The sequence below is a fragment of the Pseudomonas paralactis genome, assembly GCF_001439735.1.
Classification (GTDB): domain Bacteria; phylum Pseudomonadota; class Gammaproteobacteria; order Pseudomonadales; family Pseudomonadaceae; genus Aquipseudomonas; species Aquipseudomonas paralactis.
In genome coordinates this window covers 566,631-581,840 of sequence record NZ_JYLN01000001.1, presented here as the reverse complement: position 1 = coordinate 581,840, position 15,210 = coordinate 566,631, and the positions used below count along the sequence as shown (strand labels likewise).

Annotated in this window: 18 protein-coding genes; 17 read left to right on the top strand and 1 reads right to left on the bottom strand. The window is 60.3% G+C overall.

Translation table 11 applies throughout. The annotated features are described in order from the left end of the window. Positions 1 to 62: 62 nt before the first annotated feature. The 11 genes from TX23_RS02725 (at position 63) to TX23_RS02675 (ending at position 7,952) form a co-directional block, all read left to right on the top strand. The gene (locus tag TX23_RS02725) at positions 63 to 1,376 is read left to right on the top strand and encodes a flagellar hook-length control protein FliK (protein WP_057700904.1); all 1,314 of its coding nucleotides are present in this window, start codon (positions 63 to 65) and stop codon (positions 1,374 to 1,376) included. A gap of 210 nt (positions 1,377 to 1,586) precedes the next feature. Further along, positions 1,587 to 2,087 carry a flagellar basal body-associated protein FliL gene (fliL, locus tag TX23_RS02720; protein WP_057700903.1) on the top strand — a complete coding sequence of 167 codons (501 nt, stop codon included), beginning with the start codon at positions 1,587 to 1,589 and terminating at the stop codon, positions 2,085 to 2,087. Between the two features lie 9 nt (positions 2,088 to 2,096). Beyond that, the gene (fliM, locus tag TX23_RS02715; protein WP_005790068.1) at positions 2,097 to 3,065 is read left to right on the top strand and encodes a flagellar motor switch protein FliM; all 969 of its coding nucleotides are present in this window, start codon (positions 2,097 to 2,099) and stop codon (positions 3,063 to 3,065) included. Between the two features lie 43 nt (positions 3,066 to 3,108). Then, the gene (gene fliN, locus TX23_RS02710; protein ID WP_057700902.1) at positions 3,109 to 3,576 is read left to right on the top strand and encodes a flagellar motor switch protein FliN; all 468 of its coding nucleotides are present in this window, start codon (positions 3,109 to 3,111) and stop codon (positions 3,574 to 3,576) included. A gap of 1 nt (position 3,577) precedes the next feature. After that, positions 3,578 to 4,012: a flagellar biosynthetic protein FliO gene (fliO, locus tag TX23_RS02705; RefSeq protein WP_057700901.1), complete on the top strand. Its 435-nt coding sequence runs from the start codon at positions 3,578 to 3,580 to the stop codon at positions 4,010 to 4,012. Beyond that, positions 4,012 to 4,755, top strand: coding sequence for a flagellar type III secretion system pore protein FliP (gene fliP / locus TX23_RS02700; protein ID WP_057700900.1), 744 nt, complete (start codon positions 4,012 to 4,014; stop codon positions 4,753 to 4,755). The genes fliO and fliP overlap by 1 nt, the downstream gene beginning before the upstream one ends. 4 nt (positions 4,756 to 4,759) lie before the next feature. Beyond that, positions 4,760 to 5,029, top strand: coding sequence for a flagellar biosynthesis protein FliQ (gene fliQ, locus TX23_RS02695; RefSeq protein WP_003192936.1), 270 nt, complete (start codon positions 4,760 to 4,762; stop codon positions 5,027 to 5,029). 4 nt (positions 5,030 to 5,033) lie between these two features. Next, entirely contained in the window at positions 5,034 to 5,819 is a 786-nt protein-coding gene (gene fliR / locus TX23_RS02690) for a flagellar biosynthetic protein FliR (RefSeq protein WP_057700899.1), read from the top strand. Between the two features lie 3 nt (positions 5,820 to 5,822). Next, complete coding sequence (gene flhB / locus TX23_RS02685) at positions 5,823 to 6,959, top strand: flagellar biosynthesis protein FlhB (protein WP_057700898.1); 1,137 nt, start codon at positions 5,823 to 5,825, stop codon at positions 6,957 to 6,959. Positions 6,960 to 7,176: 217 nt separating this feature from the next. Beyond that, positions 7,177 to 7,353, top strand: a complete 177-nt coding sequence (locus TX23_RS27955; RefSeq protein WP_157243897.1) for a cold-shock protein — start codon at positions 7,177 to 7,179, stop codon at positions 7,351 to 7,353. A gap of 386 nt (positions 7,354 to 7,739) precedes the next feature. Beyond that, positions 7,740 to 7,952 (top strand): cold-shock protein, encoded by a 213-nt coding sequence (locus TX23_RS02675; RefSeq protein WP_407071372.1) that lies wholly within the window; start codon positions 7,740 to 7,742, stop codon positions 7,950 to 7,952. A gap of 140 nt (positions 7,953 to 8,092) precedes the next feature. Here TX23_RS02675 and TX23_RS02670 read toward each other — a convergent pair whose 3' ends face one another. Continuing rightward, positions 8,093 to 8,332 carry a DUF6124 family protein gene (locus TX23_RS02670; protein WP_057700896.1) on the bottom strand — a complete coding sequence of 80 codons (240 nt, stop codon included), beginning with the start codon at positions 8,330 to 8,332 and terminating at the stop codon, positions 8,093 to 8,095. 403 nt (positions 8,333 to 8,735) lie between these two features. Between TX23_RS02670 and flhA the strand changes: the two genes are divergently transcribed. From flhA to TX23_RS02640, 6 genes are all read left to right on the top strand, one after another. Further along, complete coding sequence (flhA, locus tag TX23_RS02665; RefSeq protein WP_057700895.1) at positions 8,736 to 10,850, top strand: flagellar biosynthesis protein FlhA; 2,115 nt, start codon at positions 8,736 to 8,738, stop codon at positions 10,848 to 10,850. An 11-nt stretch (positions 10,851 to 10,861) separates the two neighbouring features. Continuing rightward, on the top strand, positions 10,862 to 12,178 hold the full coding sequence (gene flhF, locus TX23_RS02660) for a flagellar biosynthesis protein FlhF (RefSeq protein WP_057700894.1): 1,317 nt from the start codon (positions 10,862 to 10,864) through the stop codon (positions 12,176 to 12,178). 105 nt (positions 12,179 to 12,283) lie between these two features. Beyond that, positions 12,284 to 13,117 carry a flagellar synthesis regulator FleN gene (gene fleN, locus TX23_RS02655; protein ID WP_003192912.1) on the top strand — a complete coding sequence of 278 codons (834 nt, stop codon included), beginning with the start codon at positions 12,284 to 12,286 and terminating at the stop codon, positions 13,115 to 13,117. Then, a complete protein-coding gene (fliA, locus tag TX23_RS02650; protein WP_005790042.1) occupies positions 13,114 to 13,854 on the top strand; it encodes an RNA polymerase sigma factor FliA in 741 nt (246 codons plus the stop codon). Before fleN ends, fliA begins: the two co-directional genes overlap by 4 nt. Before the next feature lie 167 nt (positions 13,855 to 14,021). Next, positions 14,022 to 14,396, top strand: a complete 375-nt coding sequence (locus TX23_RS02645; RefSeq protein ID WP_003192908.1) for a chemotaxis response regulator CheY — start codon at positions 14,022 to 14,024, stop codon at positions 14,394 to 14,396. Positions 14,397 to 14,414: 18 nt separating this feature from the next. Beyond that, on the top strand, positions 14,415 to 15,203 hold the full coding sequence (locus TX23_RS02640) for a protein phosphatase CheZ (protein ID WP_005790038.1): 789 nt from the start codon (positions 14,415 to 14,417) through the stop codon (positions 15,201 to 15,203). The last annotated feature ends 7 nt before the right edge of the window (positions 15,204 to 15,210 follow it).

The window sequence follows — 15,210 nt, the reverse complement described above, 5'->3', positions numbered from 1 at the left end:
CCGACTCTTGCTCTATCTCCACAGACTGCATCCCCGACCCCATGCAGTGGAGAACCTTACCCATGCCAGTCGCCCCTAATTCGCTCCTTCAGGCTGCCCCAACGGCCAAGCCTTCCGCGCCCGCCGCCAACCCGCCGGTAGCGGCTGCGGCCCCGCGGGACAAGGGCGCAGGCTTTGCGCAAGTGTTCGCCAACCAAGGCTCTAAGCCGACGTTGAAGGGTGACGAGACCCCCAATAAAGTCACGCGTGACAAGCCTTCCGATACCGGCGCCAAACCGGCTGCCGGCAGCGACAAGCCTGCCGCCAGCAAGCCGGCGGTTGCCGATAGCGGCAATCCCTTGCCTGCCAAGCCGTCGGCCAAGCCCGATGCCAGCGGTGACGCCGAGGGCGATAAACCCGGCGATCCGGCTCTGGCGCAGCCAACTGCGGTAGACCCTGTTGTCGACCCCGCAGTGATCGCTGCGGTAACGCCGGTGGCGGTGCCCGTACAAGCGTCGGCGGTTATTGATGAGGACGCCAAGGCCCTGCCGGTGGTTGTCGTGGTCGATGAGGCCCAGCAGCCTGCCTTCGACCCAGAGGCCGACCCCCTGGATGCCATGCCGGCTGTGCGCCTGGCGATGGAGCAGGGTGGTCACGTCTCGGCCAGCAGCCAGGCGCCGCAGAAAAGCGCCGCCGCCCCTACGGATCAACCGACCGCCGCGCAGAACTTTGCCGCCGGCCTGGCCACGATGGTCGACCAGCAAGCCACCAAGGACAGCACCGACCAGGGTGGCGACAAGGCTTTCGGCGCGTTGATCGATGACGGCCTCAAGGACCTCAAAAACGCCAACAGTGACACCCGCGTGGACGACTTCGCCAACCGCCTCGCCGCGCTGACCCAGGCCGCCACGCCCAAAACCGCCAACGCCTTGCCGCCGGTTGCCAACGCGCCGCTGGCCATGCATCAGAGCGGCTGGACCGAAGAGGTGGTCAACCGCGTGATGTACCTCTCCAGCGCCAACCTCAAATCGGCCGAGATTCAGTTGCAACCGGCTGAGCTGGGGCGTCTGGATATCAAGGTCAACATGACGGCAGACCAGCAAGCCCAGGTCAATTTCATGAGCGGCCATGCGGTGGTGCGCGAAGCGCTGGAAAGCCAGTCTGGCCGCCTGCGTGAAATGTTTGCCCAGCAGGGAATGGGGCAGGTGGATGTCAACGTCTCCGACCAGTCCCGAGGCCAGGAACAGCAGCAACAACAGGCCCACACCCGTGGCGTGAGCGCCAGCGGCAACGGTGGACGTGGTGGCGACAGCGGCAGCCAGGTGGAGGTGGCCGAAGCAATCGCGCCGGTGACCCAGACTGTGATCGGCTCCAGCGCTGTCGACTACTACGCCTGACGTCCTGTCCAAACCCGGTCAGTGGGGGAGCTGGCTTGCCTGCGATGGCGGTGTATCAGTGACACACATGTGCATTGACCCACCGCCATCGCAGGCAAGCCAGCTCCCACATTTGATTTAGGTTGCCTTCGCCTCGGCCAACTCTGGCATAACACTTGCTCTTGCCTTCCCGTAGATCTATGAATCCCCGAATAGTGACGGATTATTGGCATGGCGAAGAGCGACGACGCAGCAACTCCCCCCGCAGGCAAAGGCAAGCTCAAGCTGATCCTGTTGATTGTGCTGGGCCTGCTTTTGGCTATCGGTGCCTCGATTGGCGGCACCTGGTACATCATGCACCGCAGTGCAAGCACACCGGCGCCCGCCGCCGAAACCGCCACTAACGTCAAGCAACCGGCAATCTTCGAGCAGATGCTCCCGGCGTTTGTTGCCAATTACAACGTCAACGGTCGTCAGCGCTACCTGCAAGTGAGCATTACCTTGCTGGCGCGCAACCAGGCGGACCTGGATGCCCTCAAAGTGCATATGCCGGTGATCCGCAACAACCTGGTGATGCTGTTCTCGGGGCAGAGCTTCGACAGCCTGGCCACCCCAGTCGGCCAGGAAATGCTGCGTCAGAAGGTCACTGCCAGTGTGCAGGAAGTGGCCCAGAAAGAACTCGGCAAAGTCGTGGTCGAGCAGGCGCTCTTCACTAACTTCGTATTGCAGTAGGATCACGACATGGCCGTGCAAGACCTGCTGTCCCAGGATGAAATCGACGCGCTGTTGCATGGCGTGGACGATGGTCTGGTACAGACCGAAATGGCTGCCGAGCCCGGCAGTGTCAAAAGTTATGACCTGACCAGCCAGGATCGCATCGTCCGTGGACGTATGCCGACCCTGGAAATGATCAACGAACGTTTCGCTCGCTACACCCGTATCAGCATGTTCAACATGCTGCGCCGTTCGGCGGACGTGGCGGTGGGCGGCGTGCAGGTCATGAAGTTCGGCGAATACGTGCACTCGTTGTACGTGCCCACCAGCCTCAACCTGGTCAAGATCAAGCCGCTGCGCGGTACGGCGCTGTTCATCCTCGACGCCAAACTGGTGTTCAAGCTGGTGGACAACTTCTTCGGCGGCGACGGCCGTCACGCCAAGATCGAAGGGCGTGAATTCACCCCCACCGAACTGCGTGTCGTGCGTATGGTGCTGGAACAGGCCTTTATCGACTTGAAGGAAGCCTGGCAAGCGATCATGGAAGTCAATTTCGAGTACATCAACTCGGAAGTGAACCCGGCCATGGCCAACATCGTCGGCCCCAGCGAAGCCATTGTGGTGTCGACCTTCCACATCGAACTCGATGGCGGTGGCGGCGACCTGCACGTGACCATGCCGTACTCGATGATCGAGCCGGTGCGCGAAATGCTCGATGCCGGTTTCCAGTCCGACCTCGACGACCAGGACGAGCGCTGGGTCAAAGCCCTGCGCGAAGACCTGCTGGACGTCGATGTGCCGCTGAGCGCCACCGTCGCCCGTCGACAGTTGCGCCTGCGCGATATTTTGCACATGCAGCCCGGGGATGTGATCCCTGTCGACCTGCCGGAAGAACTGATCATGCGCGCCAACGGCGTGCCGTCATTCAAGGTCAAGCTCGGTTCCCACAAAGGCAACCTGGCGTTGCAAGTGGTTGAGCCGATCAACCGACGTTGATGCATCCCCTATTTATGATTGTTAGCTGCGCCGAGGACATGTAATGGCTACCGAACACGAAAACACTTCCGCCGAAGACCAGGCCCTGGCTGACGAGTGGGCCGCGGCCCTGGAAGAAACCGGCGATGTCGGCCAGGACGACATCGACGCGCTGCTGGCCGCCGACGCCGCCACGGCGCCTGCCGGCAAGCGCCTGCCCATGGAAGAATTCGGCAGCGTGCCGAAAAACAACGACCCGGTGACCCTCGACGGCCCGAACCTGGATGTGATTCTCGACATCCCCGTGTCGATTTCCATGGAAGTGGGCAGCACCGAAATCAATATCCGCAACCTGCTGCAACTCAACCAGGGCTCGGTGATCGAGCTCGACCGCCTGGCCGGTGAGCCATTGGACGTGCTGGTCAACGGCACCCTGATTGCCCATGGCGAGGTGGTGGTGGTCAACGAGAAGTTCGGCATCCGCCTGACGGACGTGATCAGCCCGAGCGAACGCATCAAGAAGTTGCGCTGAGATGAAGTACTCGATGGCGGGACTGTTGCTGGCGCTGCCATTGAGCGCCCTGGCGGTGGAGCCGGTCGCGCAGGCGGCTGCGGCCCCGGCGGTCGGCAGCGTCGGTGGGCAACTGACGCAGCTGGTGCTGGGCCTGTTACTGGTGATCGGCCTGATCTTTGTGCTGGCCTGGCTGATGCGCCGCGTACAGCGCATCGGCCCGGGCAATGGCCAGGTGATCGAGCTGGTCGGTTCGCGCGCCCTCGGCCCGCGGGACCGGCTGGTGCTGGTGCAGGTCGGCGAAGAGCAGATCCTGCTGGGCATCACCCCCGGCCGCATCACCCCGCTGCATGTACTCAAGAATCCGGTGGACGCGGCCAAGACCGAGACCGCCACGCCAGAATTCGCCCAGCGCCTGATGGAGTTGCTGGGCAAGGATCAGAAGGATAAGAAGTAATGCGCGTTTTGTTGACGCTCATGCTGTTGCTGGCCGCGCCGATGGCCCTGGGCGCCGACCCGTTGTCGATCCCGGCGATCACCCTGGGCACCAACGCGGCGGGCGCGCAGGAATATTCGGTCAGTTTGCAGATCCTGCTGATCATGACCGCGCTGAGTTTTATCCCGGCGTTCGTGATGCTGATGACCAGCTTTACGCGGATCATCATCGTGTTCTCGATCCTGCGTCAGGCCCTGGGCCTGCAACAGACGCCGTCGAACCAGATCCTCACCGGCATGGCCTTGTTCCTGACGCTGTTCATCATGGCGCCGGTGTTCGACAAGGTGAACCAGCAAGCCCTGCAGCCTTACCTCGCAGAAAAGCTCAACGCTCAGGACGCGATCGACAAGGCTCAAGGCCCGATCAAGGATTTCATGCTGTCGCAGACCCGCTCCAGCGACCTTGAACTGTTCATGCGCCTGTCCAAGCGTACCGACATCGCCACCCCGGACCAGGCACCGCTGACCATTCTGGTGCCGGCGTTTGTCACCTCCGAATTGAAGACTGCATTCCAGATCGGCTTCATGATCTTTATCCCGTTCCTGATCATCGACCTGGTGGTGGCGAGCGTGTTGATGGCCATGGGTATGATGATGCTGTCGCCGTTGATCATCTCGCTGCCGTTCAAGATTATGCTGTTTGTGCTGGTGGACGGCTGGGCGCTGATTATCGGCACCCTGGCCGGCAGTTTCGGGGGGGTATAGGGCCATGACCCCGGAAGTTGCCGTCGACCTGTTCCGCGAAGCGCTGTGGCTGACCACCTTGATGGTCGCCGTGCTGGTGGTGCCCAGCCTGTTGGTCGGCCTGTTGGTGGCGATGTTCCAGGCCGCCACCCAAATCAACGAACAAACCCTGAGCTTTCTGCCGCGCCTGCTGGTGATGCTGGTGACATTGATTGTTGCCGGCCCGTGGCTGGTGCAAACCTTCATGGAATACATCCTGCAGTTGTACGGCAGTATTCCGCAGTTGATCGGCTGAGCCGATGCAGTCCTTGCTGGCGTTGACCGACACCCAGATCAGCACCTGGGTGGCCTCGTTCATCCTGCCGCTGTTTCGCGTCACGGCGATGTTGATGGCCATGCCGGTGTTCGGCACCACCCTGGTTCCGCGTCGCGTGCGCTTGTATTTCGCCGTGGCGATCACCGTGGTGATCGTGCCGGGCCTGCCGCCGATGCCGCCGGTGAACGCACTGGATCTGAGCGCCTTGCTGCTGATCGCCGAACAGATCCTGATCGGCGCCATGCTGGGGTTTTCCCTGACCCTGTTTTTCCAGGCCTTTGTGGTGGCCGGGCAAATTATTTCGATCCAGATGGGCATGGGCTTCGCGTCCATGGTCGACCCCACCAATGGCGTGTCGGCGGCGGTGATCGGGCAATTCCTGACCATGCTGGTGACCTTGCTGTTTTTGGCCATGAACGGTCACCTGGTGGCATTCGAAGTCTTGACCGAAAGCTTCACCACCTTGCCGGTGGGCTCGGGCTTGGTGGTCAACCATTTCTGGGAACTGGTGGGGCGCCTTGGTTGGGTGTTGGGCGCGGCGCTGTTGCTGGTGTTGCCGGCGATCACGGCGCTGTTGGTGGTCAATATCGCGTTCGGCGTGATGACCCGCGCGGCGCCGCAACTGAACATCTTCTCGATTGGTTTCCCGCTGACCCTGGTGTTGGGCATGGGGATTTTCTGGGTCGGCCTGGCTGACATTCTCAATCAGTATCAACCGCTGGCCACCGATGCCTTGCAGTTCTTACGTGATCTGGCACGGGCGCGCTGAGCCATGGCCGAGAGCGAGAGTGGTCAGGACAAAACAGAAGACCCCACGGAGAAACGTAAAAAGGACTCCAGGGAAAAGGGCGAAATCGCGCGCTCCAAAGAGCTCAACACCTTCGCCACCATGATCGCCGGTGCCGGGGCCTTGTTGATCTATGGAGGAGGCCTGGCGCTGGACCTGCTGGAGATGATGAAGCACAACTTCAGCTTGCCGCGCGAAGTGTTGCTCAACCCCGATGCCATGGGCCAGTACCTGCTGCACTCAGGCAAAATTGCCCTGTTGGCGGTGCAACCGATCTTGATCACCTTGCTGCTGGCCGCGCTGATCGGCCCGGTCGCCCTCGGCGGCTGGTTGTTTGCCGCCGGCAGCATGGCGCCCAAGTTCAGCCGCATGAACCCGGGGGCGGGGCTCAAGCGCATGTTCTCTGCCAAGGCCCTGATTGAATTGCTCAAGGCCCTGGCCAAGTTTTTCCTGATTCTGTTCGTGGCGTTGGCGGTGTTGTCGTCCGACATCGACGACTTGCTGCGCATCGCCCATGAGCCGCTGGAATCAGCGATCATCCACAGTGTGCAAGTGGTGGGCTGGAGCGCGCTGTGGATGGCGCTTGGGCTGATCCTGATCGCCGCCGTAGATGCGCCGATCCAGCTGTGGGAAAGCCACAAGAAACTGCTGATGACCAAGCAGGAAGTGCGCGACGAACACAAGGACCAGGAAGGCCGCCCCGAGGTCAAGCAGCGCATCCGCCAACTGCAGCGGGAAATGTCCCAGCGCAAGATGATGGCCTCGGTGCCCGACGCCGATGTGATCATCACCAACCCGACCCACTACGCCGTGGCCCTCAAGTACGACCCGGAGAAGGGCGGCGCGCCGATGCTGCTGGCCAAGGGCAGCGACTTCACCGCGTTGAAAATCCGCGAAATCGCCGTGGCCAACGACATTCTGTTGCTGGAATCGCCGGCGTTGGCGCGCTCGATTTTCTACTCCACCGACCTGGACCAGGAAATCCCGGCCGGCTTGTACCTGGCCGTTGCCCAGGTATTGGCGTACGTGTACCAGATCCGCCAATACCGCGCCGGCAAGGGCAAACGGCCTGATCCGCTCAAAGACCTGCCGATCCCGCCAGACCTGCGCCGCGATTCCTGAACGCTGCTGCTCACTGTAGGAGCGAGCTTGCTCGCGAAAAACTCACCGTCGCCGCGTTCATCCTGACTTCCCGCGTTATCGTTACCCACCTTCGCGAGCAAGCTCGCTCCTACAGAGATGGGCATCTACCTGTCAACTTTGACAGTAGCCATTACGCCGCCTTCACTGTCTGATACAGCGATGAGGCGCGCAACCGTGCGCGGCTCGGGAGGCGGTGATGGATAGGGGTACGGTCAGGTGGTTCGATGCGGTCAAAGGCATCGGCTTTATTGCCCGGGATCGCGATGGCAACGAGGTTGCCGTTCAGTCGACGCACGTCAAATGCGTGGAAGACCCGCCAGCGCTTCCCAAGCTGCGCAAACCGCGCAAGCGCAAAAAATCAGCGGACGCATGATCCGCAATACTGCCCTGACTACCACCCATCTAAAGCGCGCGTCTACCTGTCAACTCTGACAGTAGCCAAGCGCCGCGTCTCGCTGTTTTATTACTCACCATGTACTGCGCGTATGTAGTAAACGAGATGCAGGGAGGGTGGTCTTGAAGGTGGCTACGGGTACGGTCAGATACTACGTCTGGCTCAGAGGCGATTGGTTGATCAAACCCGATGGCGGGGGAGAGGATGTGTTTATCAATGGCAGGGACTGGCGTTGCACTGCGCTGTGGTTTGGCAAGCGCATGGAGTTCCAAATGGTCCATAGACCCGAGGGTATTTATGCGCTGCCTATCAAGCCGCACAGCCCACGTGAATCGGGTCTCAAATGAAGTGTAGGGAGAATGGCAATGTTAATGACAACTGGCACGGTGAAGTTGTTTAACGATGACCAAGGGTTTGGTTATATTACTCGGGATGATGACGGGACGGACATTTGGGCCCACTTCAAGGAAATCCAGACAGATGGTTTTAAATATCTGGTGGAGGGGCAGCGAGTAAGGTTTGAGGTCGAACAAGGTCCAAAATTCCTGCTAGCTAAGAGAATATTCCCTATTTTATAAAGTCCACCCAGTCATTCCCAAGCAAAACACAGTCCAAATGTGGGAGGGGGCTTGCCCCCGATAGCAGTGGCTAAGTCAATGAATCCATTGCCTGATACACCGCGATCGGGGGCAAGCCCCCTCCCACAGTTTGGACCGTGTCACCCGCCGCTTGCGGCGCCAACGTGCAGGCGATCAGCCAGTAACTGCGCCAGTTCGATCAACTGCGCCACACCGAGCAATTCCTCTCGTTTAGGGCCGTCCAGATCAAAGGCCAGGTCGCAGCTCAAGGCATTGGCCGAAGCGAGTGTTTCACTGAGGTTGACCAGCAGGTCTTCGGTGCTGATGCCGTCGGCTACGGTAAACAGCCGGGTGGGGGAATTTGGGGCGGGTTTGATCACTGTGAAGCTCCTTTTACTGAAAGGGAGATGGTGCTTTTGCTCCGTTGTGAACCGGGCCGCGACGCCCGTCCGCTGCATTTGCAGCGGTGTACGGAGACTAGAGATCACATTTCCTAGGGGCAACCCCAAATCCATGTCGGAAATTTCCTCGATACCCACGATGCACACAAATCCAAATGTGGGAGCTGGCTTGCCTGCGATGGCTGACTCACAGCCAATATCTCAGTGGCTGGCCCACCGCAATCGCAGGCAAGCCAGCTCCCACACTTGAATCGGTTATCACCCGAAAATCGCCCCAAAAGCAAAGTTGGAAGGCTTCTTGCAACCCCGCCTCCAAGTCGCCCTCCAGCGTCAAAACTTTGCTTCAAGGACCCGAGGAATACCGGTGGTAGATCGCTCTCAAATGCTCAACACGGCCCGTGGCACCCTGACTGATCTGTCGCGGGGCAATCTGGGTGTGCCGTTGTTGTTGCTGGTGATGCTGGCAATGATGATGTTGCCGATGCCGCCGTTCCTGCTCGACGTGTTCTTTACCTTCAACATTGCCCTGTCTGTCGTGGTCTTGCTGGTGTGCGTGTACGCCCTGCGGCCGCTGGATTTTGCGGTATTCCCCACCATTCTGCTGGTGGCGACCCTGCTGCGTCTGGCATTGAACGTGGCCTCCACGCGGGTGGTGATGCTCCACGGCCAGGACGGCCACGCCGCTGCCGGTAAGGTGATCCAGGCGTTCGGTGAGGTGGTGATCGGCGGTAACTACGTGGTCGGTATCGTGGTGTTCGCGATCCTGATGATCATCAACTTCGTCGTGGTGACCAAGGGCGCCGGGCGGATTTCCGAGGTGAGCGCGCGGTTTACCCTGGATGCCATGCCTGGCAAGCAAATGGCCATCGACGCCGACCTCAATGCTGGCCTGATCGACCAGAACCAGGCCAAGTCGCGCAGGGCCGAAGTTGCTCAGGAAGCCGAGTTCTACGGCTCCATGGACGGCGCCAGCAAATTTGTGCGCGGCGACGCCATCGCCGGCCTGTTGATTCTGTTTATCAACCTGATTGGCGGCATGGCGGTCGGTATCTTCCAGCACGGCATGACCTTCGGTGATGCGGGCAAGGTGTACGCCTTGCTGACCATCGGTGACGGTTTAGTGGCGCAATTGCCATCACTGTTGTTATCCACAGCGGCGGCCATCATGGTTACCCGTGCTTCGGGCTCCGAAGACATGGGCAAGCAGATCAGCCGCCAGATGTTCGCTTCGCCCAAGGCCCTGGCCGTGGCGGCGGGTATCATGGCGATCATGGGCATTGTGCCGGGTATGCCCCACTTCTCGTTCCTGAGCATGGCGGCCCTGGCCGGCGGCGCGGCTTACCTGTTCTGGAAAAAGCAGAACGCGGTCAAGGTCCAGGCCCAGCAAGAGATTGCCCGCCAGCAGGATCTGCTGCCATCCCCGGCCCGCGCCCAGGAAACCAAAGAACTGGGTTGGGACGACGTCACGCCCATCGACATGATCGGTCTGGAAGTCGGCTACCGCCTGATCCCACTCGTAGATCGCAACCAGGGTGGGCAACTGCTGGCGCGGATCAAGGGCGTGCGCAAGAAGCTGTCCCAGGACCTGGGCTTTTTGATGCCCACCGTGCATATCCGCGACAACCTCGACCTGGCCCCCAGCGCCTATCGCCTGACCCTGATGGGCGTGATCCTCGCCGAAGCCGAGATCTACCCGGACCGCGAACTGGCGATCAACCCCGGGCAGGTATTCGGCACGCTCAACGGCATTACCGCCAAAGATCCGGCTTTTGGCCTGGAGGCGGTGTGGATCGAAGTCAGCCAGCGCAGTCAGGCGCAATCGCTGGGTTACACCGTGGTGGATGCCAGCACTGTGGTCGCCACGCACCTCAACCAGATTCTTTATAAACACTCCCACGAGCTGATCGGCCACGAGGAAGTCCAGCAATTGATGGGCTTGCTGGCCAAGTCTTCGCCAAAACTGGCTGAAGAACTGGTGCCGGGCGTGTTGTCACTGTCGCAATTGCTCAAGGTGCTGCAAGCGCTGTTGGCCGAACAGGTGCCGGTGCGTGACATTCGCAGCATTGCCGAGGCCATCGCCAACAATGCCGCCAAGAGTCAAGATACTGCCGCTCTGGTGGCGGCGGTGCGCGTCGGATTGTCGCGCGCCATCGTGCAAAGCATTGTAGGCATTGAGTCCGAGCTGCCTGTGATCACCCTGGAACCCAGGTTGGAACAAATATTGCTCAATAGTATTCAGAAGGCAGGGCAAGGCCAGGAAGAGGGTGTTTTGCTGGAGCCGAGCATGGCTGAAAAACTGCAGCGTTCGTTGATCGACGCCGCACAGCGCCAGGAAATGCAGGGCAACCCGGTGATTCTGCTGGTGGCCGGCCCGGTTCGGGCGATGTTGTCGCGGTTTGGACGCCTGGCTGTACCGAATTTGCACGTGTTGGCTTACCAGGAAATTCCTGACAATAAGCAAGTGACTATCGTCGCGACAGTTGGGCCCAATGGCTGAGGTAGTGGGTTATGCAAGTTAAGCGTTTTTTCGCCGCCGATATGCGTCAGGCCATGAAACTGGTCCGTGATGAGCTGGGCGCCGATGCCGCGATTATCGGTAACCGTCGGATTGCCGGCGGCGTCGAGCTGACGGCTGCCCTGGATTACACCCCCCAGGCGCTGGCCCCGCGCGTGCCGAACATGGAACTCGAAGACGAGTTGCGCAAGACCGCCTCGCGCATTGTGTCGGCACAGGCTGAACTGAGTATGCGTGGCGACAGCGATGCCAGCACCAATCGCCAATTGTTCGCCGGCCTGCCGTTGACCGCCGCCGAGCCGCTGGTAGAGCCAACGTTTGTCGAACCACCGCGTCCAGCTGCGCCAGCCCCGGCCGCTGCTGTGGACCAGCGTGTGTTCGATTCGATGCGCTTTGAACTCAATGGCCTGCGTGAACTGTTGGAAGTGCAGTTGGGTTCGTTGGCCTGGACGCAGTTGCAAGGCAGCAAGCCCCAGCAGGCCAACCTGTGGCGCCGCCTGCAACGCATCGGTTTGTCCGGCCCGTTGTCCCGCGATTTGCTGGCCTTGACCGCCGAAGTCGAAGAGCCACGCCAGGCCTGGCGCATGTTGCTGGCGCACTTGGCGCGCATGATCGCCACCCCGCAAATCGAACCCCTGGAAGAGGGCGGTGTGATCGCCATGGTCGGCCCTGCCGGCATGGGCAAGACCACCACCCTGGCCAAACTGGCCGCACGCTATGTACTCAAGTACGGTGCTCAGAACATCGCGCTGGTGAGCATGGACAGCTACCGCATCGGCGCCCAGGAGCAGCTCAAGACCCTGGGCCGCATCCTCAATGTGCCGGTGACCCACGTTGACCCGGGCCAGTCCCTGGCCAATGCCCTCGACCCGCTGTTGCGCAAGCGCGTGGTGCTGATCGACACCGCCGGCCTGCAAGCCAGCGACCCGGCGCTGCGTATGCAGCTCGAAAGCCTGGCCGGGCGTGGGATCAAGTCGAAAAATTACCTGGTGCTTGCAACCACCAGCCAGAAACAGGTTCTTACCGCCGCGTACCATAGTTACAAACGCTGCGGTCTGGCCGGCTGCATTCTCACCAAGCTCGACGAAACCGCGAGCCTGGGCGAAGTGTTGAGCCTGGCCATCAGTCATGAATTACCGGTTGCCTACCTGACCGACGGGCCGCGGATCCCGGATGATCTGCATCTGCCGCGCCGTCATCAGTTGGTCAGCCGTGCCGTCAGTGTGCAAATGCAAGAAGAGCCTAGCGAGGAAGCGATGGCCGATATGTTCGCCGACCTTTACCACCACCCGGCAAAACGGGTCGGTTGAGGCAGGATGAACACCGTGAAATGTACCTACATCGATGGTCTGCAAGCGCTTCAAGCGGCCAAGCCATGTAGCCTGCGTCTAAGCAAGACAAGGTAAAGAAATAAAATGGGCAGCATGCATCCCGTACAGGTGATCGCGGTGACCGGCGGCAAAGGTGGCGTCGGCAAAACTAACGTGTCAGTGAATTTGTCCCTGGCCCTGGCAGAGCTTGGCCGTCGCGTCATGCTGCTGGATGCTGACCTGGGCTTGGCGAACGTGGACGTTCTGCTGGGGCTGACACCCAAACATACCCTTGCCGATGTGATCGAGGGCCGCTGCGAGCTGCGCGATGTGCTGCTCCAGGGCCCCGGTGGCATTCGTATCGTGCCGGCGGCCTCGGGCACCCAGAGCATGGTGCATCTGAGCCCTGCGCAACATGCCGGGCTGATCCAGGCCTTCAGTGACATCGGCGACAACCTCGACGTGCTGGTGATCGACACCGCCGCCGGGATCGGCGAGTCAGTGGTCAGCTTTGTGCGCGCAGCGCAGGAAGTGCTGCTGGTGGTGTGCGACGAACCCACTTCCATCACCGACGCCTACGCGCTGATCAAACTGCTTAACCGCGACTACGGCATGAACCGCTTTCGCGTGTTGGCCAACATGGCCCAGAGCCCGCAGGAAGGGCGCAACCTGTTTGCCAAGTTGACCAAGGTCACGGATCGCTTCCTCGATGTGGCTTTACAATACGTCGGCGCAGTTCCCTATGACGAGTGTGTGCGCAAGGCCGTGCAAAAGCAGCGTGCGGTCTACGAAGCGTTCCCTCGTTCGAAATGCGCACTGGCGTTCAAGGCCATTGCCCAGAAGGTCGATACCTGGCCGTTGCCCGCCAATCCGCGGGGGCATCTGGAGTTTTTCGTCGAGCGTTTGGTGCATCAGACGAGTGCGGGACCGGTGCTATGACATCCAGCGGCTACAACCTTTACAAAAAGTCGGCACGTGACAGCCAGGGCGAATTGATCGAGCGCTATGCGCCTCTGGTCAAGCGCATTGCCTATCACCTGTTGGCGCGCCTGCCGGCGAGTGTGCAGGTCGAAGACTTGATCCAGGCCGGCATGATCGGCCTGCTTGAAGTGTCGACCAAATACGACGCGAGCAAGGGTGCCAGTTTCGAGACATACGCGGGTATTCGTATCCGCGGGGCAATGCTCGACGAGGTGCGTAAAGGCGATTGGGCGCCGCGTTCGGTACACCGCAATACCCGCATGGTCAGTGATGCCATTCGTGCAATTGAAGCAAAAACCGGTCGTGACGCTAAAGATCATGAAGTTGCGGCCGAACTCCAATTGAGTCTCGACGATTATTACGGGATTTTGAACGATACCTTGGGCAGCCGCCTGTTCAGTTTCGACGACCTTTTACAGGACGGCGAACACGAAGGGCTGCACGAGGACGGCGCGAGTGCACATCTTGAGCCGTCGCGCGATCTGGAAGATGAACGTTTCCAGAAAGCGTTGGCGGACGCGATTGCCAACTTGCCCGAGCGTGAGCGCCTGGTGCTGGCGCTGTACTACGACGAAGAGCTGAACCTCAAGGAAATCGGTGAGGTCCTGGGGGTCAGCGAGTCGCGTGTCAGCCAGTTGCATAGCCAGTGCGCTGCCCGCTTGCGTGGGCGATTGGGAGAGTGGCGCGCGCGCTGACAGGCAGTGTGGGGACACTGCAGACACTACCGCCAAACCGCAGGGTTTTGCGGGTGAGTACCGTGGTGCCCTGGGCAGTCCTTTTTGTGTAACGCCTGTTGATTGAAATGGCGCGTCCAGGTGCTGGGCGCGTTTAAGACTGCTTGGAGGTCGAATTGGACAAGAACATGAAAATCCTCATCGTTGATGACTTCTCAACGATGCGGCGGATCATTAAAAACCTGTTGCGTGACCTTGGGTTCACCAACACGGTCGAGGCGGATGACGGCCTGACGGCGATTCCGATCCTCAACAGCGGGAGCATCGACTTTCTGGTAACCGACTGGAACATGCCGGGTATGACCGGTATCGACCTGCTGCGCCATGTGCGCGCCGATGAAAAACTGCGCAGCCTGCCTGTGCTGATGGTGACCGCCGAAGCCAAGCGTGAACAGATCATCGAAGCCGCCCAGGCCGGGGTCAACGGTTACGTGGTCAAGCCATTCACGGCACTGGCCTTGAAAGAGAAGATCGAGAAAATCTTCGAACGCATCCACGGCTAATGCCATCGCGGGGGAGCTATGGAGCATAACGAAACGTCACAGGGCGACTTTGAGTCGACCCTGAAAAAACATGCTCACCAATTGGTCGACAGCCTGGAAAAAGGCCAGTTCGCCGATGCGGTGCAGTTGATCCATGAGCTTAACCAGACCCGTGACCGCGGCCTGTACCAGGAAGTGGGCAAGCTCACACGCGAGCTGCACAGTGCGATCGTCAATTTCCAGATTGACCCGCGCATGCCCCAGGCCGAAGAAATTTCCCAGATTACCGACGCCACCGAGCGCCTGTCCTATGTGGTCAGGCTGACCGAGGCTGCGGCCAACCGCACCATGGACCTGGTGGAAAACGCCACGCCTCTGGTCAACGGCATGGCCAGCGAAGCCCAGGCCCTGAGCGTTGACTGGGGCCGCTTCATGCGCCGTGAAGTGGGGGCTGAAGAGTTTCGTGAGTTGGCCCGTCGGGTCGACGGTTTCCTGTCGCGCAGCGAGCAAGAGAACCGCACGGTGGCCAGCAACCTCAACGACATTCTGCTGGCCCAGGATTACCAGGACCTCACCGGTCAGGTGATCAAGCGCGTGACCCAGTTGGTCACCGAAGTGGAAAGCAACTTGCTCAAATTGGTGCTGATGGCCGGCCAGGTCGACCGTTTTGCCGGCATCGAACACGACCGCGAAGCGATCCTCTCGGAAAAAGATCCACAAAAACATCTCGCCAAGGGTGAAGGTCCGCAGATTCATGCCGATAAACGTGAAGACGTTGTGTCAGGTCAGGATGACGTAGATGACCTGTTATCCAGTTTAGGCTTCTAAGGAGCAC

What these genes read in the sequence shown, in the direction of transcription:
- TX23_RS02725 (WP_057700904.1), top strand. Translation starts at nt 63, where the DNA reads ATGCCAGTCGCCCCTAATTCGCTCCTTCAGGCTGCCCCAACGGCCAAG.
- fliL (WP_057700903.1), top strand. Translation starts at nt 1,587, where the DNA reads ATGGCGAAGAGCGACGACGCAGCAACTCCCCCCGCAGGCAAAGGCAAG.
- fliM (WP_005790068.1), top strand. Translation starts at nt 2,097, where the DNA reads ATGGCCGTGCAAGACCTGCTGTCCCAGGATGAAATCGACGCGCTGTTG.
- fliN (WP_057700902.1), top strand. Translation starts at nt 3,109, where the DNA reads ATGGCTACCGAACACGAAAACACTTCCGCCGAAGACCAGGCCCTGGCT.
- fliO (WP_057700901.1), top strand. Translation starts at nt 3,578, where the DNA reads ATGAAGTACTCGATGGCGGGACTGTTGCTGGCGCTGCCATTGAGCGCC.
- fliP (WP_057700900.1), top strand. Translation starts at nt 4,012, where the DNA reads ATGCGCGTTTTGTTGACGCTCATGCTGTTGCTGGCCGCGCCGATGGCC.
- fliQ (WP_003192936.1), top strand. Translation starts at nt 4,760, where the DNA reads ATGACCCCGGAAGTTGCCGTCGACCTGTTCCGCGAAGCGCTGTGGCTG.
- fliR (WP_057700899.1), top strand. Translation starts at nt 5,034, where the DNA reads ATGCAGTCCTTGCTGGCGTTGACCGACACCCAGATCAGCACCTGGGTG.
- flhB (WP_057700898.1), top strand. Translation starts at nt 5,823, where the DNA reads ATGGCCGAGAGCGAGAGTGGTCAGGACAAAACAGAAGACCCCACGGAG.
- TX23_RS27955 (WP_157243897.1), top strand. Translation starts at nt 7,177, where the DNA reads ATGGATAGGGGTACGGTCAGGTGGTTCGATGCGGTCAAAGGCATCGGC.
- TX23_RS02675 (WP_407071372.1), top strand. Translation starts at nt 7,740, where the DNA reads ATGTTAATGACAACTGGCACGGTGAAGTTGTTTAACGATGACCAAGGG.
- flhA (WP_057700895.1), top strand. Translation starts at nt 8,736, where the DNA reads ATGCTCAACACGGCCCGTGGCACCCTGACTGATCTGTCGCGGGGCAAT.
- flhF (WP_057700894.1), top strand. Translation starts at nt 10,862, where the DNA reads ATGCAAGTTAAGCGTTTTTTCGCCGCCGATATGCGTCAGGCCATGAAA.
- fleN (WP_003192912.1), top strand. Translation starts at nt 12,284, where the DNA reads ATGGGCAGCATGCATCCCGTACAGGTGATCGCGGTGACCGGCGGCAAA.
- fliA (WP_005790042.1), top strand. Translation starts at nt 13,114, where the DNA reads ATGACATCCAGCGGCTACAACCTTTACAAAAAGTCGGCACGTGACAGC.
- TX23_RS02645 (WP_003192908.1), top strand. Translation starts at nt 14,022, where the DNA reads ATGAAAATCCTCATCGTTGATGACTTCTCAACGATGCGGCGGATCATT.
- TX23_RS02640 (WP_005790038.1), top strand. Translation starts at nt 14,415, where the DNA reads ATGGAGCATAACGAAACGTCACAGGGCGACTTTGAGTCGACCCTGAAA.